This is a genomic window from Ruegeria arenilitoris (genome assembly GCF_013030265.1).
GTDB classification, from domain to species: Bacteria; Pseudomonadota; Alphaproteobacteria; order Rhodobacterales; family Rhodobacteraceae; genus Ruegeria; species Ruegeria arenilitoris_E.
The window spans coordinates 81,706-105,099 of sequence record NZ_WPZQ01000002.1 but is presented as its reverse complement, the minus strand read 5'-3'; the positions used below and the strand labels follow the sequence as shown (position 1 = coordinate 105,099).

The following is a 23,394-nucleotide window of genomic DNA, read 5'->3' as shown; positions in this document are numbered from 1 at the left end:
CGCGCTGGGTGGGACACTGCCATGCTTTAGTCGCATACCAACTCTCTCGCAATAACGTGAGTTGAAGATCACAGCAGTCACAAGCAACTCTGCAACATGCGCTGGATCATTCTACTTTTGCTATTCCCGATTTCTGCAATTGCGCAGGACTTACAAGGCAATGACACGGCCGGGAACTGGCGTGTGACCCACTATGAAGCATACGGGATATGGAATTCCATCTGCGATGAGCGTGAGGAAAACGGTGCGTTGCGGCAACGATGCTATATTCGACGCGCAGATGTTTTTTCGTTGCGTCCGAAGTTTGCCGCCCAGTTCGTATTCATCACACCGGCCCCCGAAGATTATATAATCGAGTTCGGAATTGAACCCGGCACACTGTTCAGCCCGTCCGGGTTCCGGATCGACCAAGGCGAAGACGTGATCTGGCGCACGCGCCGACCGGGCTGCCTGACGGGCCTCAGCTGCACCTTTGCCGGAGAAGGCGCGCAGGACATTATCGACGCCATGCTGACCGGTGAGGCCTATCGCTTTGTCTTTCGGGATCGGCACGGGCAATCACAGGAACTGACATGGCCGCTGGATGGTTTTGATGCGGCATGGCTGGACTTTAGGAGCCAATCCGACATTCGCGGATTGTTAACAGCGGAAGAATAGGTGCAAACCCTTGTCAAAGCGGGTCGCAAACCGCAGATATCCAAGACAAACAACCTGCGGGGAGAAGATCAGTGACCCAAACCAAAATTGCCGTCATTGGCGGATCAGGCATCTACGAAATCGACGGATTGGAAAATGCGGAATGGGTCAGTGTTGAAACGCCGTGGGGCGATCCATCGGATCAGATCCTGACCGGCTCTCTGGATGGCGTCGATATGGCCTTTCTGCCACGCCACGGGCGCGGGCACGTCCATTCGCCGACCGAAGTCCCCTATCGCGCCAACATCGATGCGCTGAAACGGCTGGGTGTGACAGATGTAATCTCGGTCTCGGCCTGCGGATCATTCCGCGAGCATATGGCACCGGGCGATTTCGTGATCGTCGACCAGTTCATCGATCGGACCTTTGCGCGGGAAAAGAGCTTTTTTGGTACGGGCTGCGTCGCACATGTCAGTGTCGCGCATCCCACCTGCCCGCGCCTTAGCGATGCCTGTGAAACTGCGGGTAAGGCTGCTGGCATCACGATCCACCGCGGCGGGACCTATCTGGCAATGGAAGGGCCGCAATTCTCAACTCTGGCCGAGTCGAAGATGTATCGCGAGCAATGGGGTTGCGATGTGATCGGCATGACCAACATGCCCGAAGCGAAGCTCGCCCGCGAAGCGGAACTTTGCTATGCCTCCGTCGCGATGGTCACGGACTATGACAGCTGGCACCCCGATCACGGTGAAGTGGACGTAACCGCCATCATCGCCACGCTGACCGGGAATGCCGAAAAAGGCCGGGCGCTGGTCAAAGGGCTGCCGAAACTGCTGGGGTCCGAACGCGAACTTTGCCCGCATGGCTGCGACCGCGCGCTGGAATTCGCGATCCTGACCGCACCCGAGAAACGCGATCCAGCCGTTCTGGCCAAACTGGATGCGGTTGCCGGGCGGATTCTCTGACACCCAACAGGGTTGCCCTTAGTTGGCTGGCAGGTTCTGACGAACCTCCTGCCACAACCCGTGCGACCACAGGTCGTTGTGTGTGCCGCCCGGTATCATGAACAGCTGGGCCTTCGCGCCGGAGAGTTCCGCAAGCTTCTTGCTGTGGTGGGCTGGAACCGTTTCATCGTCGGAACCGTGAAAGATCAGGATCGGAACCTCGACATCATCGATAAGGTCGCGGGTGGCGAAGTGGTCTTTCATCAGCGCTGACACCGGCAGCCAAGGGTATCTTTCGGCTGCCACGTCAACTGTCGCTGTAAAGGGTGCTTCGAGTACCAGGAGTTCAGCTTCCGGGCGCTGTTCGGCCACGGCGGTCGCGACGCCCGTACCTAGGCTTTGTCCGTGCAGGATGATAGTCTCGCCCTGGGTTTCGAGCAGATCAAACAGCTCGACACCATCCGAGATCAGGGCCTGCTCCGACGGTTCGCCGGGACTGCCGGGATATCCCCGATAGCTGGGGGCAAGCAGTCCGAACCCGCTGTCAACAATCTCCTCAAGACGTTGAACCCGGTCACCCAGGTTGCCGCTTTGACCATGAAAGAACAGGACCGTTGGTGCCCCTTCGGCGCTGGCAGGAACGGACCAAGTGGTCAGCTCAACCCCATCAGACATCGGAACCTTTAGGACAGTCGCATCCGCCAACCCAACAGCTTGCGGTTCGGGTAAAACACCTGAGGGTTTGAACAGCAAAGACCGCTGATTGAGATACATGTATCCTGCGGCTGCCACATAAGCGATGCCGCCAACGGCCACCACAGAGACCAATGCACGTTTCAGCCAACTGCGCGTTGGTTGGCCGGTTTGGATCTGCTGTTCATTGTCAGTTGTATGCGGTTGTGTCACCCGAGCCTCCTGAGGCGAAATGGTCCTCATAGTCTTGTGTCCGCATATGGGCGTTTCAAGACAGGTGTATCAACCTTAATCCGAGCTTTAAGGTTGCTCGCCCAATGCGCCACAGCCACTGTGCCACCCGGAACTCTCACATTCCTCAAATAAACACAGAACATCCATGACCAGGCCACCACATACACAGCAGCGAAGCCATTACAAATCAGCGATCTGCTGACACGAGCCCAGAGTTCGGGGGTACCCCAAACTCCGCTATGCCCCCTCTTAGCGCCTGAGTGCGGCTATTCGATACGTACCAGTTGCCATTCAGCCTTGATCCGCGTCAGCCAACCGATCTTGAGAACCTCATGTTTAGGCATCGGCTGCATGCAACCTGCGCCACAGTCCATCGGTATGATGCTCGACCGGGACAGCTGAACCAGTTTCGGCATGTCGGGCTCATCCGGCGCATAGTAAACCATATCGACGATAAAGACCGACTGATCAGGCATACGTACGCGTTCAACCACACGCTCAAGGCAGTTCTGCTCAAGCTGGGTACTCAGCTCATCGCTGCGATAAATCTTGTTGAATTCCCACACGACATGCGCGCCTTCGAGGTTCATCTCATGAAGAATCTTCTCTCCGACGAACTGTCCCACCTGCGAGATCGCATCATTGAAGCCCTTTCCCCACTCATTGACGCCGGCAAACCTGACCGGTGCTGCCTGGAACGTATCAGCCATGTGCAAACGGCACAGTTTGATCGCCATGAAATCACCGGCCGAATGATCAAATGCATAGGCATCACCGGGTCGCGGACTATCCAGACGATGGGCTGGGATGCTGTTTCGGTCATAGCGCAAATCGGCCTCATCCGCGTCCAGCACCAGCGGTGCTGTGAACGCCAGAACAGCGATAACGATCGCCACCGCAATCAGGTATCCAGAGCGTTTGCGCAACTCGTCAAGTGCGCCTGACCAGGTCATTGCTGCACCTTAGGACAACACAGGTTGCCTCCACATTCTGTGTACCCTTCTGGGCAGCTATTGGCGTTTCCCGTCTGAGCAACGACAGCAATAAAGAGCACAAACACTGCAGCTAACCACTTCATAACAAATACTCCTTCTTAAAAAATGCGAATATTAACATAAAACATCTCAAAAAGCGACTCGCGATGGGAGTTTTCACCTTATTCACAGCTGCTTTGGACGCCTTGTCTGGTTGACTTTCCCGGCCCCGCAAGCCTAGCTGATCCGAGCTATTTTCAATCGCGGAACACGTGCATCATGTCCTTGGATATCTGGTTGGCTTTTGTTGCGGCTTCTACGGCACTTTTGTTGATACCGGGGCCCACGGTATTGCTTGTTCTCAGCTATGCCCTGTCCAAGGGACGTAGTGTTGCCGTTGCCTCGGCCTCGGGTGTAGCTGCGGGTGATTTGTTGGCCATGACCGCCTCTCTGCTAGGGTTGGGTGCGCTTGTTCTGGCATCGGCAACCCTGTTCACCGCGCTGAAATGGGTAGGTGCGGCCTATCTGGTCTGGATGGGCGTCAAGCTGTTGCGCAGCGCACCCTCGGGAGGTCTAGAGACCGTTTCGACCGGGCGTGATGTGACGACTCAAAGTGTCTTTGGCCATGCGGCGGCCGTTACGGCGCTGAACCCGAAATCCATCGCCTTCTTTATCGCATTCGTGCCGCAGTTTCTGCGCCCTGCCGATCCGCTGGGCCCGCAGTTCCTTATCCTGATTGCAACGTTTGTGGGGCTGGCCTGGCTGAATGCGCTGGCCTACGCACTGCTGGCGGATCGCCTGCGTCAGATGATTGGGCGTCCGAGCGTGATCACCGGTTTGACGCGATTTGGAGGGTTAACCCTGATCGGAATGGGGCTGGCCACTGCCCTTTTGCGTCGGCCAGCCTGAGTGCCTTCAACTAAAGAACAAGAAATGGCTGTCCGCTGCCAGCCACAACCTGTGCACTAGTTTTCGGCGTTCTCTTTCATGAAACCGCGGATGAAGCGCCGGATTTCCCGGGCTGCAGATGTGTCGAGTTCCTTGCAAAGCTCGACAAATGCGTCACGTTCGTCCTTATCCAGCCGTAGCACCAACTGACTGTTTTTCTTGGTAGATCCCTTACCGTCTTTCTTTCCCACGCGCCCTTACTCCGACGATCCCTTGATTCTTATCGCGATACATTGTATATACATCGCATAGAAGTTGTAGATATCGAGCACCTAACAATAAAAAAGGAATTAGGCAATGAACCTTCATGCTGCTCAGGCATTTCTGCTGCGCGACCAGCGCAACTGGCGCAAACCACACCTGTCGTGGCTGCCAGCTGCGCTTTATCGCTATTACGGTCTGCCAAAGGCGGTACCAGACCGCCACAAATGATCGCAGCTGGGAAACTTTCCTTGCATGACCCCGTCTGATGGGCCAAACACCCGCGCGTAATTTGACGCAAGAGGGTTGGCCCATGTCCATAAACAAAACGGTCAAGGATTACATTCGGACCATCGTAGATTTCCCGCATGAAGGGATCATGTTCCGGGATGTGACAACCCTGTTCGCCGACCCGCGTGGGTTTCGCATGGCGATTGACCAGATGCTGCACCCTTATGCGGGTGAGCGGATCGACAAAGTGGTCGGTCTTGAGGCGCGCGGGTTTATCCTGGGCGGGGCAATTGCGCATCAGTTAAGCGTCGGGTTTGTGCCGATCCGCAAAAAGGGCAAACTGCCCGGCACAACCATCAGTCAGGACTACAAGCTGGAATACGGCGAGGCGATCGTTGAAATCCACGATGACGCAATTCAACCGGGTGAGAAGATTCTGGTGGTTGACGATCTGTTGGCAACTGGCGGCACGGCTGCTGCGGGCATCAAGCTGATCGAGCGGCTTGGCGGTGAAATCGTCTCCTGTGCCTTCGTGATTGATCTGCCCGAGTTGGGTGGTCGCAAAGTACTGGAAGATATGGGCATGGACGTTCACGTCCTGTGCGAATTTGAAGGCCTTTGACCTACTTACTTTCACGATTTCGTGATTGGAAATCTACGAATTGGCGGGCTTAGCCCACCCTGACCCGGTTTCAAGCCGGAACATTCTTCACGCAAGGTGATCTTGTCGCGATGCGCCCCCGTACCCCTGATGATGCCACCTGAGGCATTCATTCAACAAGGGATATGAAGTCATGTTTCGCAAAATCGCTGTAGCTGGTGTCGCTAGTATTCTGTTCAGCACGTCTGCAATGGCAGACGGTCATGGAAAAGACATTGTGGACACTGCTGTCTCGGCAGGCAGCTTTACAACTCTCGTAGCTGCCGTTCAGGCCGCTGAACTGGTTGATACTCTGAAAGGTGAGGGTCCATTCACTGTTTTCGCCCCAACAGATGAAGCTTTTGCTGCCTTGCCTGAAGGCACGGTAGAGACGCTGCTGAAGCCTGAAAACAAGGATCAACTGGTGGCCATCCTGACCTACCACGTGGTTCCGGGCAAAGTAATGTCGGGCGATCTGTCAGATGACATGACCGCTGCAACCGTGCAGGGCGGTGAGATCACCATCGATCTGGATTCGGGCGTGATGGTCAACGATGCCAACGTTGTTCAGGCCGATATCGAAACCAAGAACGGCGTGATCCATGTGATCGACAAAGTAATCATCCCTGCTTCATAAGCGGATGTCAGGCACGGCTCGCATTTGTCGGGCCGTGCCTAATCCTTCAGGATCGCACCGGGGTTCATAATCCCTTTGGGGTCAAGCGCTGCCTTGATGGCGCGCATCGCCTGCAGCTTGGCAGGGTCCCCGTAGCGCTCAAGATCATCGACTTTGAGTCTACCGATCCCATGTTCTGCGCTGACGGACCCATGGAATTCATGGACTAGGTCATGAACCGCGTGTTTGACCGTCGCCCTTTTCTCATCAAACTCTGCTCTGTCGTGCCCCTTAGGCGGGAAAACGTTGTAGTGCAGATTTCCATCGCCCAAGTGACCGAAGCAGTTGATGCGATAAGGTCCCAGCGAGGCGACCAGCTCTGCGCCCCGTTCAATGAATTCAGGTATCGACGAGATCGGGATCGAGATGTCATGGCTGGATACGGAGCCGACCAGGCGATTAGCCTCGGGGATACGCTCGCGCACCGCCCAGAGCTCTGCACGTTGACCTTCGCTTTGCGCAATTACACCATCACTGACCAGATCTTGACCCAAAGCCGTCTGGAACAGGCTTTCGAGCGCCTCTGACGGGTCGTGCCCGGCCGCCAAACCCAACTCGATCAACACGCTCCATTCAGGTGGATCGGAAAACGGTTGGCGTACGTCGGGCAGAACCTCGGTCAAGAAGTCCATCCCCTGTCGGTGGATCAGTTCAAATGTGCTGACATCCTCCCCCACCTGATCCCGCGCAAGGGCCAGCAGATGAATGGCAGTATCAGGAGAGGCCACCTGAAAGATCGCGGTGCCGATTCCGGTTGGTCTGGGAAACAGTTTGAGAGATGCAGCCGTGATGATGCCAAGCGTTCCCTCAGAACCGATCAGCAGATTGCGCAGATCATATCCAGTGTTGTCTTTCCTCAACCGGCTGAGCCCGTGCCAGATGTCCCCGTTTGGCAGTACCGCCTCGAGCCCCAGGCACAGATCGCGGGTATTGCCATATCGCAAAACGTTCACGCCCCCCGCGTTGGTGGCGAGGTTGCCCCCAATCCTGCAAGACCCCTGCGCAGCAAGCGCCAGAGGGAACAGCCGATCTGCAGCCTCGGCGGCGGCCTGCACGTCCGCCAGAATGGCACCAGCTTCGGCCACCAGAACATTCTCGGTCGGATAGACACCCCGGATCGCTGTCATACGCTCTAGCGAGATCACCAAAGGGGCTGGATCATCCGCCATGACCTGCCCGCCAACCAGCCCGGTGCCGCCGCCATAAGGAACCACGGGCACATTCGCATCAGAGGCCAGCCGAACTAGCGCGGCGACTTCTTCCACATTGCGCGGCAGGCATAGGACGCCAACATGCCCGGCAAATCTGCGACGGGGTTCTTCGAGATATCGCGGCTCGACCGGGCGCAATATGTCGTCACCCAGTTGGGTTCGGATTCGCTGGGCAAAGCACTCATCTGCAGGGTTCAAAGTCATACCCATTCCATGCCCAAGGCAGAAAGTTTCGGCAAGTCTTATTCCAACTCAATCAGATAGCGCGGTTCAAGAACGACAACCGTGGGTCGATCCGGAAGTGTTCGCAACGATACTTCAATCTCGGATACGCCGTCCCGCTCAACCGGAAAATCGTTTCGTATCCCGCTCAGAAACCGCTCCAGTGAGTAATCCGAAAACCAATGCATCGGAATGATGACCGAGCTTTTCAGCCGCCGCAGCACTGAAATCATTTCAGGCAGAGGCATGGTGGTTCCGCCATCTACCGCTGCCATGACAACATCCAGCCGGCCCAGCGCTGCGAATTGCTCATCCGACGGGACGTGATGCAAATGACCCAGATGGCCGATACACAGCCCCTCAACCTCGAAGACGAAGATGGAATTGCCGCGTTCCTCAACCCCACCATAGGCTGACCGGATGTCGGTGGAAACGTTCCGGATCAGCATTTCCCCCAGATCAAGATGATGGTCGATGCCTTGCCCGAACTCTCCCCAGCCTTCCAGAACATGAGGGATCGCAGGATCGGGATGCGCGGTCCAGTGGGTGCTGTGTGCGTGGTTCATGGTCACCACATCGGGAATCAGGGCGGCCCCACCGATGAACCCTGTGAAATCGGTGACGGCATTTAGCCCGCCATGTGTTTGAAGCAAAAACGAGGCATGAGCGACATAGCTGATCCGGACGGAGAACTCCGACACTGGATCCTGCCATGCAGCCTTATGAAGATACTGAATGCCGGGAATTTCGTTGGCGATGGCAATACAGTGGCTGGGCCGCCGCTCCTGCGCTACGGCGCCTTCTGCAATCACCAACAATGCCAGAACAGCCCAGCGCATGATCAGAGTTTAGCGCAACATCGCCACAAGTCATGCTTCTTGTTTGATAAGGGTCAGTTTCCAGGCTCAGGCGTCAGCCTGCATCCGTCCGACCGCGCCGATCAGACCGCAAACTGGCATACAGAACATGGGTGCGCCAGCGGCCACCGATCTGCAGGTAAGACTGCGCGACGCCCTCGTATTTGAAGCCGGAGCTTTCGAGCAACCCGCGCGAAGCTTTGTTTTCCGGAAGGCAGGCGGCTTCGATCCGGCTAAGGTCCAGCCGGGTAAATGCATAATGCACCATCGCGCCAATCGCTTCGCGCATATAACCCTGACGAGCAAAGGACTGCCCGGTCCAATACCCAAGCGTCCCCGCCTGAGCCGGGCCGCGACGTATGTTGTCCAAAGTAATTGCGCCTAACAGCACATTGTCGCTGCGCCTGAACAGAAACAATGGGACGGCGGTACCGCTGGCCACCGAACGCTGTGCCCAATAGACCCGGTTGGTAAAGGATTTGCGGCTCAGGTGGTCCTTTGCCCAAACCGGCTCCCACGGGGTCAGGTATTCACGCGACGCTCGCCGTAGAGCAGACCAGTCATGAAAATCGGAATGAACGGGTGGTCGCAGACTCAACCGTTCAGTTTCGAGTTTCAGCTTGCGTCTGCCCAACAGCATCAAGCCGCGCGCCTCTCCTGCAATTCAGCCAGTGTCGGTGCGCCTGAGACCGGCCCGTAAAGCGCCAGAGCGGCAGGCGCTTTGATTGCCATCTGCTCAGCGAACACGCGCACATCCTCGGTGCTGACCGCATCAATCTTGGCCACCGTATCCTCAAGGGATGGGACACGGCCCCAGATCTGAACCAGTCGCGCCAACCGTTCGGCTCGGTTCGACGGGCTTTCCAGTCCCATAAGCATTCCGGCCTTCATCTGCGCACGGGCACGGGCAACCTCTTCGGAGGTCATGTCCTCAGCCGCGCGCTTCATCTCGTCAATGGTGATGGTGGCAAGCTCTGCGACCTGATCCGCCGATGTACCGGCGTAGATCGTGGTTGTCCCGGTGTCTGCATAGGCTCCGGTCTGCGCAAAGATCGTATAGCAGAGCCCGCGTGTTTCACGCACCTCCTGAAACAGCCGCGAGGACATGCCGCCACCCAGTGCCGTCGAATATATCTGTGCGGTATAGATCGCATCATCACGGTAACCGGGGCTTTCCAGGGCCAGCGCAAAATGGGCCTGCTCCAACTCTTTCTCCTGCCGCGCTTCACCACCGGTAAAGCGCGCAGGTTCGGCGATCAGCCCTGTACGTGGTTGCAGATGACCGAACATCTCTTCAGCCATTTTCATCAGCTGATCGTGATCCACGGCACCGGCGGCTGACAGGATCATCTGATCGGGGCCATAGTGCTCAGCCACAAAGCCAGAGAGGTCCTCTCGCGAAAACGCACTGACCCGCTCGGTCGGGCCCAGAATTGTCCGACCCAAGGGCTGATCGTGATAGCTCTGCTCCTGTAACCAATCAAAGATTACATCATCCGGCGTGTCATAGGCCTGACCGATCTCCTGCAGGATCACGCCACGCTCGACCTCAATTTCGCGCGGGTCGAAAACGGGATTCAGAACGATGTCGCCAATCACATCCATGGCCAACGCCACATCGTCTTTCAGGACGCGCGCATAATAAGCCGTCACCTCGCGCGAAGTGTAGGCGTTGATATACCCGCCTACATCCTCGATCGCCTCAGCGATTTGCAGCGCAGATCGGCGCTCGGTTCCCTTGAAGGCCATGTGCTCAAGGAAATGCGCAATACCGTTCTGCTCGATCCGCTCATGCCGCCCACCGGCGGTTACCCAGATGCCGATGGCCGCCGATTGCAGCCCCGGCATGTGTTCACTGACGATACGAAATCCGTTCTTCAGTTGGTCTTGTCTGACAGTCACTCAGCAATATGCCTTTTGATATGATCCTCGAGGGCACCCAGATCATTCGCTATGCGGGTCACCCGTTCCGGACGTTCATACAGATCAGACATGCGGGATGGAAGAGGCGGATGTTCGCCGCTCGCCTTCTCGACCGCTGCCGGGAACTTTGCCGGGTGGGCAGTGGCTAGCGTGATCATCGGAACGCCGGTGTCGCGATGCTCTTCCGCGACCTTGATACCAACGGCTGTATGCGGGCAAACGAGTTCAGCGCTATGGGCCAGCGTGTGCTTGATCGTCTCGAGCGTTTCGTCTTCGGACACTCGGCCCGAGTCAAAGCTTTCGCGCAACGCTTCCATCGCGCCTTGGCTGACATTGAAGCCACCATTCTTGAGCTCGTCCATCAGCTGCGCAATTGCGCCGCCATCCTCGCCATAAGCGTAGTAGAGCGCACGCTCAAAGTTCGAGCTAACCTGAATATCCATCGACGGGCTGATCGAGGGGATGGTGTCACCCTTGAAATACCCCTCGCCCGACAGGCAGCGGTGCAGGATGTCGTTCTGGTTGGTAGCCACGACCAGACGGTCAATCGGCAAGCCCATGCGCTTGGCTAGGTACCCCGCGAAGATGTCACCGAAATTGCCGGTTGGCACTGTGAAGCTGACCTTGCGATGCGGCGCACCAAGGCTGACAGCGGCTGAGAAGTAATAGACGATCTGCGCCAGCACACGGGCAAAGTTGATCGAGTTCACCCCTGCCAGCTTCACCCCGTCGCGGAAATCAAAATCGTTGAACATATCCTTCAGCGCAGCCTGACAATCGTCGAAATCGCCATCCACGGCCAAGGCATGCACGTTGCTGTCCGCTGGCGTTGTCATCTGGCGACGCTGCACTTCCGATACTCGGCCATGCGGATACAGGATGAACACATCCACCGCATCCAGACCCCGGAACGCCTCAATCGCGGCCGAGCCGGTATCGCCACTGGTCGCGCCCACGATGGTCACACGATCTCCACGTCGTTTCAGTGCCACCTGGAACAGCTGACCGATCAGCTGCATGGCAAAGTCCTTGAAAGCCAGAGTTGGCCCCTGGAACAGCTCCAACAGGAAGTGGTTCTCGTTCAACTGCTTCAGCGGCGCGCGGGCGTCATGACCAAAACCCTCGTAGGCGCGCGCGATGATTTCCTTGAATTCGTCCTCACCAAACGATCCGCTGACATAAGGCCACATTACCCGAAAAGCGATTTCCTCGTACGGCAACCCGGCCAAAGCCGCGATCTCGTCCTGCGACATGACCGGGATTTCGGCGGGCAAATACAGGCCACCGTCGCGGGCCAACCCTGTCAGCATCGCCTCTTCAAAAGTCAGTTCGGGCGCCTGCCCACGGGTCGAGATATATTTCATGGCTCGTTACTCTCAGAAGGGGCGCGGCTGCGCCACAGGAAGTACCCGGTCATCGCGGCCCAAACCAGGGCCAAACCAAACCAGGTGATTGCATATTGCAGATGGTCATTCGGTATGCCGGCCGTGTCGACAGGCAAAGGCGTAATGCCGGGATCGGTTTGCGAACGCGCGATCAGCAGGATCGGCTCGGCCCCTAAAGCTGCGGCAAGATTGGGCACATCGCGCGCAAACCAGATGTTGTCATCGATGTCGGGCTCGGGCGTGTAACCGTCGATCTCATCTGGCCAATGCAGATTACCGGTGACCTCCATCGGACCAGTCCGGCGCTCGATCTGCTTCGCAGTCACAGGCACAAAACCCCGATCCACCAGGATTGTCCGGTCTTCGGTACTGAAAGACTGAATGATGCGATACCCTGCCCCGACCTGCTTGACCGAGACCAGAACGTGGATCTCACCCGGCTCCATCTCGCCCTTGATCGTAACTGGCAAATACTTGTCGGTATCGGGCGACACATTTTTCGGCAAATCAACAGGATCAGCAGATATCCGATTTTCAATCTCGGCCAATACGTCCTGTTTCCACGCCAGACGCTGAACCTGCCAGACCCCCAGCGACACCAGGATCGCCAGACCGGCGATACCAAAAATCAGCAGGAAGAGAATGCGGCGCATGTCGGGTCCAGATTATATCATTTGAAGGCTCTGCATGAGCCGGCGTCTTGTTAAGGGCTACACCTGCAGAAAGGCAACCGTGCAATTGTATGGGGCGCAATATTGCGCCCCGGATAGAGAAAAAGCCGCCCCGAAGGGCGGCTTTTGCAATTGGATCACCTGTCCGGCGTTACATCAGCGGGGCCTGGCCCCAGATGTAGACGGCGAAGAACAGGAACAGCCATACGACGTCAACAAAGTGCCAGTACCATGCGGCTGCTTCGAAACCGACGTGTTTCTCGGGCGTAAAGTCACCGCGTAGTGCGCGGATCAAACAGACGCTCAGGAAAATGGTCCCGATGATGACGTGTGCACCGTGGAAACCGGTTGCCATGAAGAAGTTCGAATAGAACTGATCATCACCGAATTTCCAGCCCTCATGCGCCAGCAGTTCATAGTATTCAAACGCCTGCAGGAAGGTAAATGCGATACCCAGTACGATACCGATCGCCAGACCGTTGATCAGCGCCTTGCGGTCATTGTCGTGAACCAGTGCATGGTGTGCCCAGGTAATTGCACAGCCCGACAGCAGCAGGACCAGAGTGTTGATCAGCGGCAGGTGGAACGGGTCAACCGCGTGGATGTCCGGCTGGATGTACTCGGTGCCGGCATAGTCGTACATGGGGTACATGCGGTGTTTGAAGAACGACCAGAACCACGCGAAGAAGAACATCACCTCGGACATCACGAACAGGATGAAGCCGTAGCGAAGGCCGATGCGAACCACTGGTGTATGGTCACCAGCACGGCTTTCGGCAACAACCTCTGACCACCATGCGAACATGGTATAAAGCACAGCCACCAGACCCGCCCAGAACATGAACGACGTGATACCATGCATCCAGAGGACAGCTCCGAACAGCATCACAAAGCCGCCAATCGCGCCGATGAATGGCCAGATTGATGGGGCCAGAATGTGGTAGTCGTGGTTTTTAGCGTGTGCCATCAGCGTCCCTCACCTACAGGCGTTAGTTCGTGTTTGTATCTGCCTGCACTTCAAGGGCGGCATAGCCCTCGGGCAGGTCAATTTCGTAGAATGTATACGACAGTGTGATCGTATGAACATACTGTGCTTCGGGGTCTTCGACGATTTCCGGATCGACGAAGAAGGTGACAGGCATTTCGACCCGCTCACCCGGTTGCAGAACCTGCTCGTCAAAGCAGAAGCAGGCAATTTTCTGGAAATATCCACCGGCAGAATAGGGCGTCACGTTGTAGGACGCCTGCCCCGCGATGGGTTTGTCTGTCGGGTTGTATGCCTCATAAAAGGCCAGCCCGGTTTCACCGATGCGCACTTTCATCTCGCGCTCGACTGGTTTGAATTCCCAGGGCATGTCCTTGGCTTTGGATGCATCGAAGCGAATGGTGACGATCTGATCCAGAACGTCATCCGGAGCCTGCTCGGCGACGCCAGTGGTGCCACCAAAACCCGTTACCCGACAAAACCAGTTGTAGAACGGCACGGACGCCCAAGCGAGGCCGCCCATCAGAACAACAACGCCGACCAGTTGCACAACCGTTTTCTGTGGACCCGACATCGCCATCAGTTCTGCACCTCAGAAGTTGGAACCGTAAAGTCGGTACCGGAAACCTTGACAATGGTCAGACCAAAGATGATCACGATGAAGGCCGCCAACGTCAGTCCAACACCAAGATTGCGGCTGAACCGGCGCTGATGCAGTTCGTGGCTTTTGCGCAAGCTCATCACCAGCCTCCCAGACCGTAATTTTTCAAAAGCGCTTCAACCAGAATAGCGCCAAAATGCAGGAAGAGGTAAAGCAGCGACAGCTTGAAGAAGCTGCGTTCGACCTTGAAGTTGTCGGCTTCCGCGTCCTCTTCCGTGCGCCGAGAGATTTTCCATGCTCCGCGCAGGAACAGCGCATTCAGGACGACAGCAACCACCAGATAAACCGGCCCGCCGATACCCGAGAATGCAGTCCCGATCGCCAGCAATGCCAGCAAAACGGTGTAGACTAGAATATGCGTGCGGGTCGCCTTGCGACCGTGGGTGACGGTCAACATCGGTACACCGGCATCGTCATAATCCGAGCGCATGAACAGCGCCAGTGCCCAGAAATGTGGCGGTGTCCACATAAAGGTCAGGGCAAACATCAGCCACGGCTCAATCGACATCGAGCCAGTTGCCGCAACCCATCCGATCACCGGAGGGAATGCACCTGCGGCGCCACCGATCACGATGTTCTGGGGCGTCGAGCGTTTCAGCCACATTGTGTAGATGACGACATAGAAAAAGATCGTGAAGGCGAGGAACGCGCCGGCAAAGATATTTGTTGCCAGCGCCAGCATCATCACGGACATGCCGGAGAGGGCCAGACCCAGGGCCAGCGCTTCGCCTTCCTCAACCTTGCCAGACGGGATCGGCCGACCTTTGGTGCGCTTCATCACCTTGTCGATATCGGCATCCCACCACATGTTCAGCGCGCCCGAGGCACCGCCGCCAATGGCAATGAACAGGATGGCACAGAATCCGACAAAGGGGTGCACCGGAACCGGCGCGGCCAACAGCCCGACCAGAGCGGTGAACACAACCAGCGACATCACACGCGGCTTCAGCAGGGCGAAATAATCGCCAAAGCTGGCCTCGTCCGCGCGGGTCTGCGCGTTCACGGTGCTGGCATTGATGCTTGCGTCGCTCATTTCCGGTCCTTTTGGGGCGAAAGCTGCGCGTAAGACGCGCAGCCTGCTTTATTTGATGCGCGGGATGGGTACCCGCACGTGCTGTCAGTTCGATGCAACCTGATAGGCAGCCGGCTGACCCGCATATTCTTCAAGTGCGCCTTGCAGCCACTGCTCGTAAGCCTCTTCGCTGACCACTTTGACAGTGATCGGCATGTAGGCATGGTCCTTACCGCACAGTTCCGAACACTGACCGAAGTAGATGCCTTCCTTGTCTGCCTGGAACCACAGCTCGGCCAAGCGGCCCGGTACACCATCCTGTTTCACGCCGAAGGACGGGATGGTCCACGAGTGGATCACGTCTGACGCGGTAACCTGCATGACGACGATCTTGCCAACAGGCACAACAACTGCGGTGTCGGTGGCCAGCAGCCACTCATCTTCGCTGTAGCCTGCGTCTGTCAGTTTGGCGCGCATTGCGTCATCCAGAACGAACGGTGTCACATCTGCGTCCGCAGGGCGTGCGCCTTCGTCCAGAGTTGCGGGGTGACCCAGCAGATAGCTGTCGAAAGCAAAGTCATGATCGACATATTCGTAGGTCCAGTACCACTGGTTGCCGACGACTTTGATCACAACGTCACCTTCCGGGATTTCCTGCTGCTTGAACAGCACCGGCAGTGAGAAGGCACCGATGAAAACCAGAATCAGGATCGGACCCAGGGTCCATGCGATCTCGACCGGAGTGTAGTGCGAGAATGCAGCGGGTTTCGGGTTTGCGCGCTGATTGTAGCGCACGATGCAATAAACCAGCAGGCCAGCTACGAGCACACAGATTGCGGTGATGATCACCAGAATCATATCGTCCAGACGCTGGATCCCATCCGCAAGGCTGGTGGCGGCGGGTTGGAAACCGATGCCGCCGTCGACCGGCTTGCCAATAATCTCAAGCTCCTGAGCCATGGCGGGAAGGCTGGAGAGGGCTGTGGCAAGCCCCGAAAGCATCAAAGCATTCTTCATGTTCTGTCCTGATCGTTTGATCTTTGCTTCTCTCGCGAAAAGGCGTGAATCGGTCACACCTCTCCCGTTGTCTTTGGCCGCGTTAAAAACCATATTCCGTCGGGTAGATAAAGCAAAATGCTTGCGTCAAACAGACGCTATTTTTGATCTGGATCAAACCCGAAAGGCAGCAACCGATGACTCAAGCCCCGTTTCGACCTTTTGAAACCGCCCTTCCTCACGATGAAGCGCTGGCCGTTCTGCAGTCTGCCACAGCGGGTGCAGAGGACGGAGAGCTTTATGTTGAACGGCGTAAATCCGAGTCTCTGGTCTTCGATGACGGGCGTCTACGCACCGCTTCCTATGACGCTTCTGAGGGATTTGGACTGCGCGCGGTTCAGGGTGATGTGGCAGGGTATGCGCATTCGACCGATGTCTCGATCCCTTCGCTAAAACGCGCGGCCGAAACCGCACGGCTGGCGGTTGGGGACGGTGGTGGAACGCTTGCCGATGCACCGCGCGCCACAAATACACGGCTTTATACAGACGAAGATCCGATCGAATCCGCCAGCTTTCCGGTCAAGATCGATACGCTGCGCGAGATTGATGCATTTGCGCGTGACCTCGATTCCCGTGTGGTTCAGGTCAGCGCAACCATCGCCGCCGCGGTGCAGGAGGTTGAGATCCTGCGCCCCGATGGTGTTCTTGTCCGCGATGTAAGACCGATGACCCGCCTGAATGTCTCGGTGATCGTCGAACAGAATGGTCGCCGTGAAAGCGGTTCCGCTGGCGGCGGTGGACGTGTGGGTCTTGATGGTCTGATTGATCCATCAGACTGGCAGGACAAGGCGCGCGAAGCGTTGCGCATTGCTTTGGTTAATCTGGATGCAATCCCCGCGCCTGCCGGCGTGATGGAAGTGGCGCTTGGCCCTGGTTGGCCCGGCATTCTGCTGCACGAGGCCATCGGTCATGGCCTTGAGGGTGACTTCAATCGCAAAGGAAGCTCAGCCTTTGCTGGGCTGATGGGACAGCAAATTGCCTCGAAAGGCGTGACCGTAGTTGATGACGGCACAATCCCGGATCGTCGCGGATCGATTACCGTGGATGACGAGGGCACCCCAAGTTCGCGCACTGTACTGATCGAGGACGGCATCCTGACCGGTTACATGCAGGACCGTCAGAACGCGCGATTGATGGGTGTTTCGCCAACCGGCAATGGGCGGCGGCAGAGTTATGCCCACAAGCCCATGCCACGCATGACCAACACCATCATGCTGGGTGGTGATGCAGATCCTGCTGAACTGGTGGCCGATATCAAGGATGGCATCTGGGCGGTGGGCTTCGGCGGTGGGCAGGTCGACATCACAAATGGCAAGTTCGTGTTTTCATGTACCGAGGCTTACCGGGTCGAGAACGGCAAGATCGGTGCACCCGTCAAAGGCGCGACGCTAATTGGCGACGGGCCATCGGCGTTGAAACGTATCCGCGGTCTGGGCAATGACATGGCATTGGATCCCGGGATGGGCACTTGTGGCAAAGATGGTCAATGGGTGCCGGTGGGCGTTGGCCAGCCAACTGTTTTGATGGACGGCCTGACCGTTGGTGGATCGGCAGCCTGAGTCGCAGGTCAGATCAGGCCTTAACAGCTCGAGGTTAACTCGGGCTGTTGCCGTACCGAATATTGAAATCGCTATGCGATTTTCTCATAAAGATCCGCAGAAGCACTTATAATTAGATATCATATACTTACGAAAGTTCTGCGGAATATTCTTAGACAGACTTCTTAAAATTTTCGTCGATTCACAAGCTGTTAACCCCACATCTCGTAAACCTGTTTTGCAATCAGGCGGAGCATCGGATGACCGAAGAGCAGCTATCTTCCCATCACCCCACACTCCCACCCACCACGGAAGAAGACCGGTTTTCCTGGCTTCGTCTGATGCGTTCGCGAAAGGTTGGTCCGGCGACATTCCGGCGCCTGCTGCGCGAACATGGCTCGGCGCAGAATGCGCTGGCCGCGCTGCCGGAAATGGCACGCGCTGCCGGAATCGAAGGGTATGAAATCTGCCCACCCGGCGTGATCGAGGCGGAACTCAAGGCCGCAAAGGCTGCGAATGCGCAGCTTTTGTGCCTTGGGGCCGCTGACTTTCCAAAGAGTCTGGTCGATCTGTCTGATGCTCCACCAGTGCTTTGGGCGATTGGGAACCTGTCGGTCCTACAACGCCCGATGATCGCATTGGTTGGGGCACGCAACTGTTCCTCGCTTGGGTCACGCATGGCACGCGCATTGGCAGCGGAGTTGGCGGAGCATGACTATGCAGTGGTTTCCGGCTTGGCGCGCGGAATCGACACCTCGGCTCATCTTGCGACCATGGCAACCGGAACCGTGGCGGTAATGGCTGGCGGTGTCGATGTGATTTACCCGGCCGAAAACGCCAAGTTGGCGGAGGATCTGCTTGAGACCGGATTGCGCCTTTCGGAACAGCCGATGGGCGTCACACCTCAGGCAAGACATTTCCCACGCCGCAATCGCATCATTTCAGGACTGGCACAGGCGGTGGTCGTCGTGGAAGCCGCAGCAAAATCAGGCAGCCTGATTACTGCCCGGGATGCGTTGGATCAGGGGCGTGAGGTTCTTGCGGTCCCCGGCCATCCTTTCGATGCGCGGGCGGCAGGGTGCAATCTGCTGATCCGGGATGGAGCCACATTGGTTCGCTCGGCGCAAGATGTGATTGAGGCCCTTCCACAGCAATCGGCTGATCCCGGCAATGAGCCATCTGTCCCCACGCCTTGCCCGAATGTGACCCCCAATACTGCACAGAAAGGCAAGGATGGGCAGAGGTTGCATAACGAAATACTGTCCCGACTTGGCCCTTCGCCCATCGCCGAGGATCAATTGATCCGCGATATAGCCGCTACGGCCGGGGAAATCGGCCCTGCGCTGGTCGATCTGGAACTTGACGGGCGAATCCAAAGGCAGGCCGGTGGATTGCTGTCTCTGGCAAGTTAGGTGCCTGATTTGGGGGGCACCCCAGTCGTTATTGAATACAAACAGGCGATTATCCCCCTGAGATTCCGGTCGAAAACAGTCATTTTAAGGAACGCATTGACAATTCCTCCTTGCCCCACACATTTTGCACGGCCATAGAAGGCGCCAAATCCGTCGAGCGAGGTTTTTCACTAAATGCCTGTAGTTGTTGTAGAATCCCCGGCCAAAGCTAAAACAATCAATAAATACCTTGGCCCCGACTACACGGTTCTGGCCTCGTATGGTCACGTTCGGGACCTTCCACCGAAGGACGGATCTGTCGATCCAGACCACGAATTTTCGATGAAGTGGGAGGTCGGCAACGACAGCCGAAAACACGTCAAGGCGATCGCTGACGCCCTGAAGGAAGACAACGCACTGATCCTTGCGACCGACCCCGACCGCGAGGGAGAAGCGATTAGCTGGCACCTGCAGGAAGCGCTGACCAAGCGCCGTTCCATCAAGAAAGATACTCCGGTAAGCCGGGTCACTTTCAACGCGATCACCAAAGAGGCGGTGACACAGGCCATGCAGAACCCTCGCGAGGTCGATATGCCTCTGGTCGAGGCTTATCTGGCCCGTCGCGCACTGGACTATCTTGTGGGCTTCAACCTGTCTCCGGTTCTGTGGCGCAAGCTGCCGGGCGCAAAATCGGCTGGACGCGTTCAATCGGTCTGTCTGCGTCTGATCGTCGAGCGTGAGATGGAGATTGAGGCCTTCAAACCAGTTGAATACTGGTCGGTAAAAGCGCTGTTCGAAACACCACGCGGTCAGACCTATGAGGCCCGCCTGGTCACTCTGGCTGGTAAAAAGCTGGACAAACACGATCTGGCCAATGCCACGCAGGCGGAGCTGGCGGTTCAGGCTATCACCAGCCGCGCGCTGAGCGTGACATCGGTTGAGGCGAAACCAGCGGCGCGCAATCCCAGCGCCCCATTCATGACTTCGACCCTGCAGCAAGAGGCCAGCCGCAAGTTCGGCATGGGCGCGCGACACGCCATGCAGGTAGCGCAGCGATTGTATGAGGCGGGTTACATTACCTATATGCGAACCGACGGTATCGACATGGCTCCCGAGGCTGTTGCAGCCACGCGTGACGCCATCGCTGATCGGTATGGCGCGGAATATGTTCCAGACAGCCCGCGTATCTACAAGAACAAGGCCAAGAACGCCCAGGAAGCGCACGAGTGTATCCGCCCAACGGATATGACCCGTGATGCCAAGGCTCTGAAGGTGACGGATGAAGATCAGCGCAAACTGTATGACCTGATCTGGAAACGTACGATTGCTTGCCAGATGGCTGCAGCTCGGCTGGAGCGTACAACGGTCGAAATCGGCAGCGATGATGGTCAGGTTGGTCTGCGTGCCACGGGTCAGGTGGTGCTGTTTGACGGGTTCATGCGCGTTTACGAAGAAGGCCGAGATGACGTGGCCGACGAGGATGAAAAGCGCCTGCCACAGATCATGCAAGGCGATCCGGCTCGCTTTGCCAAAACCTCATTGCGGGATCAGTTCGCGAAGGCGACCAGTGAAACTGGCGACAAGGTCGCGAAAGAGGCCGTTCTGTCCGAGAACGAATCCGTTCTGGCGCTGCAGCACCACACGCAGCCACCACCGCGTTACACCGAGGCCACACTGGTCAAGCGGATGGAAGAGTTGGGAATCGGTCGCCCGTCAACCTACGCCTCAATCGTGACCACGATTCAGGACCGGGAATATGTGCGGAAGGACAAGAACCGGTTGATCCCTGAGGAGAAGGGCCGGATCGTTACGATCTTCCTGCTGAACTTCTTCCGGCAATATGTCGGGTACGAGTTCACCGCAAATCTGGAAGAACAGCTGGACGATGTCAGCGCAGGCGACCGGGATTACAAGGATCTGCTGGGCAAGTTCTGGCGCGATTTCTCAGCTGCAATTGGTGAGACGTCTGAACTGCGTATCTCGGAAGTGTTGGACAAGCTGGACGAGGCGCTGGCGCCGCAGCTGTATCCGCCAAGAGAAGATGGGTCCGATCCGCGTATCTGCCCGAAATGCGGTGTGGGTCAGTTGCACCTAAAAACATCCCGGACCGGCGGTTTCGTGGGCTGTGGGAACTATCCCGAATGCACTTACACACGCCCCATTGCCGGTGAGGGTGCCGAAGGGGATGAACGTCTGTTGGGCGAAGATGCAGGGGATGAGATCTGGCTGAAATCCGGGCGCTTTGGTCCCTATGTTCAGCGCGGTGAATCAACACCTGAAAACAAAAAACCACCTCGTGCCTCTCTGCCTCGTGGGTGGAGCAAGGACGACATGGATCTGGAGAAGGCAGTGACTCTGCTGAGCCTGCCGCGTCAGATTGGTGAACATCCCGAAGGTGGTATGATCAGTTCTAATTTCGGGCGATTTGGGCCTTACCTGATGCATCAGCTGCCGGAAGAGGCAAAGCCGGTCTACGCCAACCTCAAAGACCCCAACGATGTATTTGAGATCGGCATGAACCGGGCTGTGGAATTGCTAGCTGAAAAGCGCGCCAACCCTGGGCGACGCGGTCAGGCGGCTGCGAAACCGCTCAAAGAGCTGGGAGAGCATCCGGATGGCGGCGCCATGCAGGTTCTGGACGGGCGCTATGGACCGTATGTGAAATGGGAAAAGGTCAACGCGACCATTCCCAAAGACATCAAGCCGGAAGATGTGACGCAGGAAATGGCCATCGAACTGGTAAACGAGCGCGCAGCCAAAAAGGGTACCAAGAAAAAAGCCGCACCCAAGAAAAAGACCGCTGCCAAGAAGACGACCAAAAAGGCGGCCACTTGACGGTCGGCTAGGTAGAAATACCACCTACCCCTTGGTTTCATTGACTTCCCCGTGACGCGGCGGCACAACCTGCGCCATCACCATGTCATTGGGGGAGTTTTCCATGAAGAAAGTCTATGCCAATGCCACCGAAGCGCTCGATGGAGTGATCTCGGACGGCATGATGATCGCGGCGGGCGGTTTTGGCCTGTGCGGTATTCCCGAGCTACTGCTTGAGGCCATCAAGGACTCGGGCGCTCAGAACCTGACCTTTGCCTCGAACAACGCCGGCGTCGACGATTTCGGGATCGGCATCCTGCTGCAGACCAAGCAGGTCAAAAAGATGATCAGCTCTTACGTTGGCGAAAACGCCGAGTTCATGCGCCAGTACCTGAGCGGTGAGCTGGAGCTGGAATTCAACCCGCAAGGCACACTGGCTGAGCGTATGCGTGCCGGTGGCGCTGGCATCCCCGGCTTCTACACCAAGACTGGTGTGGGCACCGTGATCGCCGAGGGCAAAGAGCACAAAGACTTCAATGGCGAGACTTACATTCTGGAAGAAGGCATTTTTGCCGATCTGGCCATCGTCAAAGCCTGGAAAGCCGACGACACTGGCAACCTGATTTTCCGCAAGACCGCGCGAAACTTCAACGTGCCTGCTGCGACCTGCGGTAAGATCTGTATCGCTGAAGTTGAAGAGATCGTACCGCGCGGCTCACTGGATCCCGATGCCATCCACCTGCCCGGCATCTATGTGCATCGCATCATTCAAGGCGAGCATGAAAAGCGCATCGAACAACGCACCACCCGTAAGAAGGAGGAAGCATAATGCCCTGGGATCGTAATCAGATGGCCGCACGCGCGGCACAAGAGCTGGAAGACGGCATGTATGTGAACCTCGGCATCGGTATTCCGACGCTGGTGGCGAACTATGTGGGTGACAAAGACATCACCCTGCAGTCCGAGAACGGTATGCTGGGCATGGGCCCCTTCCCTTTTGAGGGCGAAGAGGACGCAGACCTGATCAATGCCGGTAAGCAGACGATCACCGAACTGTCTCGCACGTCTTATTTCGACAGCGCGACCTCCTTTGCGATGATTCGGGGTGGTAAGATCGCTGCCGCTGTTCTGGGCGCGATGGAAGTCGATGAAGAGGGCGATCTGGCCAACTGGATGATTCCCGGCGTGCTGGTCAAAGGCATGGGCGGCGCGATGGATCTGGTTGCGGGCGTTGGCCGCGTGATCGTTGTGATGGATCACACCAACAAGCACGGCAAATCCAAGCTGCTGAAGAAATGCACCCTGCCGCTGACCGGCAAGAAGGTGGTGAATCGCATCATCACCAATCTGGGCGTTCTGGACGTGGTTGAGGGCGGCCTGAAAATCATCGAGATCGCAGAGGGCGTGACCGAGGACGAGATTCGCGCTGCGACTGAGGCCAATATCGTCAACTGATCCTGTAGATACGGAAAGGCCCGCCTGAGAGCGGGC

The 23,394-nt window shown here is 57.0% G+C and carries 25 protein-coding genes; 11 read left to right on the top strand and 14 right to left on the bottom strand.

Translation table 11 applies throughout. The features are described 5' to 3' along the window. The first annotated feature begins 96 nt into the window (after positions 1 to 96). Both GOX61_RS03315 and GOX61_RS03310 read left to right on the top strand, forming a co-directional pair. The gene (locus tag GOX61_RS03315; protein ID WP_170331249.1) at positions 97 to 657 is read left to right on the top strand and encodes a hypothetical protein; all 561 of its coding nucleotides are present in this window, start codon (positions 97 to 99) and stop codon (positions 655 to 657) included. Between the two features lie 71 nt (positions 658 to 728). Next, the gene (locus GOX61_RS03310; protein ID WP_170331248.1) at positions 729 to 1,601 is read left to right on the top strand and encodes an S-methyl-5'-thioadenosine phosphorylase; all 873 of its coding nucleotides are present in this window, start codon (positions 729 to 731) and stop codon (positions 1,599 to 1,601) included. An 18-nt stretch (positions 1,602 to 1,619) separates the two neighbouring features. On the opposite strand, the gene GOX61_RS03305 is transcribed toward GOX61_RS03310, so the two are convergent. Then, positions 1,620 to 2,486, bottom strand: a complete 867-nt coding sequence (locus tag GOX61_RS03305) for an alpha/beta hydrolase (protein ID WP_367646927.1) — start codon at positions 2,484 to 2,486, stop codon at positions 1,620 to 1,622. Positions 2,487 to 2,773: 287 nt separating this feature from the next. Further along, positions 2,774 to 3,460 (bottom strand): hypothetical protein, encoded by a 687-nt coding sequence (locus GOX61_RS03300; RefSeq protein ID WP_170331244.1) that lies wholly within the window; start codon positions 3,458 to 3,460, stop codon positions 2,774 to 2,776. A gap of 300 nt (positions 3,461 to 3,760) precedes the next feature. Between GOX61_RS03300 and GOX61_RS03295 the strand changes: the two genes are divergently transcribed. Then, entirely contained in the window at positions 3,761 to 4,390 is a 630-nt protein-coding gene (locus GOX61_RS03295) for a LysE family translocator (RefSeq protein WP_170331242.1), read from the top strand. 56 nt (positions 4,391 to 4,446) lie between these two features. On the opposite strand, the gene GOX61_RS03290 is transcribed toward GOX61_RS03295, so the two are convergent. Next, positions 4,447 to 4,620 (bottom strand): hypothetical protein, encoded by a 174-nt coding sequence (locus GOX61_RS03290; protein ID WP_155139608.1) that lies wholly within the window; start codon positions 4,618 to 4,620, stop codon positions 4,447 to 4,449. 106 nt (positions 4,621 to 4,726) lie between these two features. Between GOX61_RS03290 and GOX61_RS22525 the strand changes: the two genes are divergently transcribed. The 3 genes from GOX61_RS22525 (at position 4,727) to GOX61_RS03280 (ending at position 6,138) form a co-directional block, all read left to right on the top strand. Further along, on the top strand, positions 4,727 to 4,861 hold the full coding sequence (locus tag GOX61_RS22525; protein ID WP_256372725.1) for a hypothetical protein: 135 nt from the start codon (positions 4,727 to 4,729) through the stop codon (positions 4,859 to 4,861). An 82-nt stretch (positions 4,862 to 4,943) separates the two neighbouring features. Continuing rightward, on the top strand, positions 4,944 to 5,483 hold the full coding sequence (locus tag GOX61_RS03285; protein ID WP_170331240.1) for an adenine phosphoribosyltransferase: 540 nt from the start codon (positions 4,944 to 4,946) through the stop codon (positions 5,481 to 5,483). A 172-nt stretch (positions 5,484 to 5,655) separates the two neighbouring features. Continuing rightward, the gene (locus GOX61_RS03280; RefSeq protein ID WP_170331238.1) at positions 5,656 to 6,138 is read left to right on the top strand and encodes a fasciclin domain-containing protein; all 483 of its coding nucleotides are present in this window, start codon (positions 5,656 to 5,658) and stop codon (positions 6,136 to 6,138) included. A gap of 38 nt (positions 6,139 to 6,176) precedes the next feature. Here the strand turns inward: GOX61_RS03280 and GOX61_RS03275 are convergent, their stop codons facing one another. The 11 genes from GOX61_RS03275 to coxB all read right to left on the bottom strand — a co-directional run bounded on the left by GOX61_RS03275 (position 6,177) and on the right by coxB (position 16,121). Continuing rightward, positions 6,177 to 7,592 (bottom strand): FAD-binding oxidoreductase, encoded by a 1,416-nt coding sequence (locus GOX61_RS03275; RefSeq protein WP_170331236.1) that lies wholly within the window; start codon positions 7,590 to 7,592, stop codon positions 6,177 to 6,179. A 38-nt stretch (positions 7,593 to 7,630) separates the two neighbouring features. Beyond that, positions 7,631 to 8,449, bottom strand: coding sequence for an MBL fold metallo-hydrolase (locus GOX61_RS03270; RefSeq protein WP_170331234.1), 819 nt, complete (start codon positions 8,447 to 8,449; stop codon positions 7,631 to 7,633). A gap of 73 nt (positions 8,450 to 8,522) precedes the next feature. Further along, positions 8,523 to 9,107: a GNAT family N-acetyltransferase gene (locus tag GOX61_RS03265; RefSeq protein ID WP_155139599.1), complete on the bottom strand. Its 585-nt coding sequence runs from the start codon at positions 9,105 to 9,107 to the stop codon at positions 8,523 to 8,525. After that, positions 9,107 to 10,369 carry a M16 family metallopeptidase gene (locus tag GOX61_RS03260; RefSeq protein WP_170331232.1) on the bottom strand — a complete coding sequence of 421 codons (1,263 nt, stop codon included), beginning with the start codon at positions 10,367 to 10,369 and terminating at the stop codon, positions 9,107 to 9,109. The genes GOX61_RS03265 and GOX61_RS03260 overlap by 1 nt, the downstream gene beginning before the upstream one ends. Next, positions 10,366 to 11,754 (bottom strand): threonine synthase, encoded by a 1,389-nt coding sequence (thrC, locus tag GOX61_RS03255; RefSeq protein ID WP_170331230.1) that lies wholly within the window; start codon positions 11,752 to 11,754, stop codon positions 10,366 to 10,368. Before thrC ends, GOX61_RS03260 begins: the two co-directional genes overlap by 4 nt. Further along, on the bottom strand, positions 11,751 to 12,428 hold the full coding sequence (locus GOX61_RS03250; protein ID WP_170331228.1) for an SURF1 family protein: 678 nt from the start codon (positions 12,426 to 12,428) through the stop codon (positions 11,751 to 11,753). Before GOX61_RS03250 ends, thrC begins: the two co-directional genes overlap by 4 nt. A 169-nt stretch (positions 12,429 to 12,597) precedes the next feature. After that, positions 12,598 to 13,413, bottom strand: coding sequence for a cytochrome c oxidase subunit 3 (locus GOX61_RS03245; RefSeq protein WP_155139594.1), 816 nt, complete (start codon positions 13,411 to 13,413; stop codon positions 12,598 to 12,600). Positions 13,414 to 13,435: 22 nt separating this feature from the next. Further along, positions 13,436 to 14,011, bottom strand: coding sequence for a cytochrome c oxidase assembly protein (locus GOX61_RS03240; protein ID WP_170331226.1), 576 nt, complete (start codon positions 14,009 to 14,011; stop codon positions 13,436 to 13,438). Next, entirely contained in the window at positions 14,011 to 14,172 is a 162-nt protein-coding gene (locus tag GOX61_RS03235; RefSeq protein WP_170331225.1) for a hypothetical protein, read from the bottom strand. The genes GOX61_RS03240 and GOX61_RS03235 overlap by 1 nt, the downstream gene beginning before the upstream one ends. Beyond that, entirely contained in the window at positions 14,172 to 15,125 is a 954-nt protein-coding gene (cyoE, locus tag GOX61_RS03230; RefSeq protein WP_170331223.1) for a heme o synthase, read from the bottom strand. Before cyoE ends, GOX61_RS03235 begins: the two co-directional genes overlap by 1 nt. Before the next feature lie 84 nt (positions 15,126 to 15,209). Continuing rightward, complete coding sequence (coxB, locus tag GOX61_RS03225) at positions 15,210 to 16,121, bottom strand: cytochrome c oxidase subunit II (protein ID WP_155139588.1); 912 nt, start codon at positions 16,119 to 16,121, stop codon at positions 15,210 to 15,212. A gap of 176 nt (positions 16,122 to 16,297) precedes the next feature. On the opposite strand from coxB, the gene tldD reads away from it, so the two are divergent. From tldD to GOX61_RS03200, 5 genes are all read left to right on the top strand, one after another. Next, positions 16,298 to 17,719: a metalloprotease TldD gene (tldD, locus tag GOX61_RS03220; RefSeq protein WP_170331221.1), complete on the top strand. Its 1,422-nt coding sequence runs from the start codon at positions 16,298 to 16,300 to the stop codon at positions 17,717 to 17,719. Positions 17,720 to 17,958: 239 nt separating this feature from the next. Next, positions 17,959 to 19,110: a DNA-processing protein DprA gene (gene dprA, locus GOX61_RS03215; protein ID WP_170331219.1), complete on the top strand. Its 1,152-nt coding sequence runs from the start codon at positions 17,959 to 17,961 to the stop codon at positions 19,108 to 19,110. A 174-nt stretch (positions 19,111 to 19,284) separates the two neighbouring features. After that, positions 19,285 to 21,924: a type I DNA topoisomerase gene (topA, locus tag GOX61_RS03210; RefSeq protein ID WP_170331217.1), complete on the top strand. Its 2,640-nt coding sequence runs from the start codon at positions 19,285 to 19,287 to the stop codon at positions 21,922 to 21,924. Between the two features lie 103 nt (positions 21,925 to 22,027). Beyond that, positions 22,028 to 22,732 carry a CoA transferase subunit A gene (locus GOX61_RS03205; RefSeq protein WP_170331215.1) on the top strand — a complete coding sequence of 235 codons (705 nt, stop codon included), beginning with the start codon at positions 22,028 to 22,030 and terminating at the stop codon, positions 22,730 to 22,732. Next, positions 22,732 to 23,358, top strand: coding sequence for a CoA transferase subunit B (locus tag GOX61_RS03200; RefSeq protein ID WP_155139579.1), 627 nt, complete (start codon positions 22,732 to 22,734; stop codon positions 23,356 to 23,358). Before GOX61_RS03205 ends, GOX61_RS03200 begins: the two co-directional genes overlap by 1 nt. Positions 23,359 to 23,394: the final 36 nt, after the last annotated feature.

What these genes read in the sequence shown, in the direction of transcription:
- GOX61_RS03285 (WP_170331240.1), top strand. Translation starts at nt 4,944, where the DNA reads ATGTCCATAAACAAAACGGTCAAGGATTACATTCGGACCATCGTAGAT.
- GOX61_RS03275 (WP_170331236.1), bottom strand. Translation starts at nt 7,592, where the DNA reads ATGACTTTGAACCCTGCAGATGAGTGCTTTGCCCAGCGAATCCGAACC.
- coxB (WP_155139588.1), bottom strand. Translation starts at nt 16,121, where the DNA reads ATGAAGAATGCTTTGATGCTTTCGGGGCTTGCCACAGCCCTCTCCAGC.
- GOX61_RS03245 (WP_155139594.1), bottom strand. Translation starts at nt 13,413, where the DNA reads ATGGCACACGCTAAAAACCACGACTACCACATTCTGGCCCCATCAATC.
- cyoE (WP_170331223.1), bottom strand. Translation starts at nt 15,125, where the DNA reads ATGAGCGACGCAAGCATCAATGCCAGCACCGTGAACGCGCAGACCCGC.
- tldD (WP_170331221.1), top strand. Translation starts at nt 16,298, where the DNA reads ATGACTCAAGCCCCGTTTCGACCTTTTGAAACCGCCCTTCCTCACGAT.
- GOX61_RS03235 (WP_170331225.1), bottom strand. Translation starts at nt 14,172, where the DNA reads ATGAGCTTGCGCAAAAGCCACGAACTGCATCAGCGCCGGTTCAGCCGC.
- GOX61_RS22525 (WP_256372725.1), top strand. Translation starts at nt 4,727, where the DNA reads ATGAACCTTCATGCTGCTCAGGCATTTCTGCTGCGCGACCAGCGCAAC.
- dprA (WP_170331219.1), top strand. Translation starts at nt 17,959, where the DNA reads ATGACCGAAGAGCAGCTATCTTCCCATCACCCCACACTCCCACCCACC.
- GOX61_RS03295 (WP_170331242.1), top strand. Translation starts at nt 3,761, where the DNA reads ATGTCCTTGGATATCTGGTTGGCTTTTGTTGCGGCTTCTACGGCACTT.
- GOX61_RS03240 (WP_170331226.1), bottom strand. Translation starts at nt 14,011, where the DNA reads ATGGCGATGTCGGGTCCACAGAAAACGGTTGTGCAACTGGTCGGCGTT.
- GOX61_RS03200 (WP_155139579.1), top strand. Translation starts at nt 22,732, where the DNA reads ATGCCCTGGGATCGTAATCAGATGGCCGCACGCGCGGCACAAGAGCTG.
- GOX61_RS03265 (WP_155139599.1), bottom strand. Translation starts at nt 9,107, where the DNA reads ATGCTGTTGGGCAGACGCAAGCTGAAACTCGAAACTGAACGGTTGAGT.
- GOX61_RS03270 (WP_170331234.1), bottom strand. Translation starts at nt 8,449, where the DNA reads ATGCGCTGGGCTGTTCTGGCATTGTTGGTGATTGCAGAAGGCGCCGTA.
- GOX61_RS03280 (WP_170331238.1), top strand. Translation starts at nt 5,656, where the DNA reads ATGTTTCGCAAAATCGCTGTAGCTGGTGTCGCTAGTATTCTGTTCAGC.
- GOX61_RS03315 (WP_170331249.1), top strand. Translation starts at nt 97, where the DNA reads ATGCGCTGGATCATTCTACTTTTGCTATTCCCGATTTCTGCAATTGCG.
- GOX61_RS03205 (WP_170331215.1), top strand. Translation starts at nt 22,028, where the DNA reads ATGAAGAAAGTCTATGCCAATGCCACCGAAGCGCTCGATGGAGTGATC.
- GOX61_RS03250 (WP_170331228.1), bottom strand. Translation starts at nt 12,428, where the DNA reads ATGCGCCGCATTCTCTTCCTGCTGATTTTTGGTATCGCCGGTCTGGCG.
- topA (WP_170331217.1), top strand. Translation starts at nt 19,285, where the DNA reads ATGCCTGTAGTTGTTGTAGAATCCCCGGCCAAAGCTAAAACAATCAAT.
- thrC (WP_170331230.1), bottom strand. Translation starts at nt 11,754, where the DNA reads ATGAAATATATCTCGACCCGTGGGCAGGCGCCCGAACTGACTTTTGAA.
- GOX61_RS03300 (WP_170331244.1), bottom strand. Translation starts at nt 3,460, where the DNA reads ATGACCTGGTCAGGCGCACTTGACGAGTTGCGCAAACGCTCTGGATAC.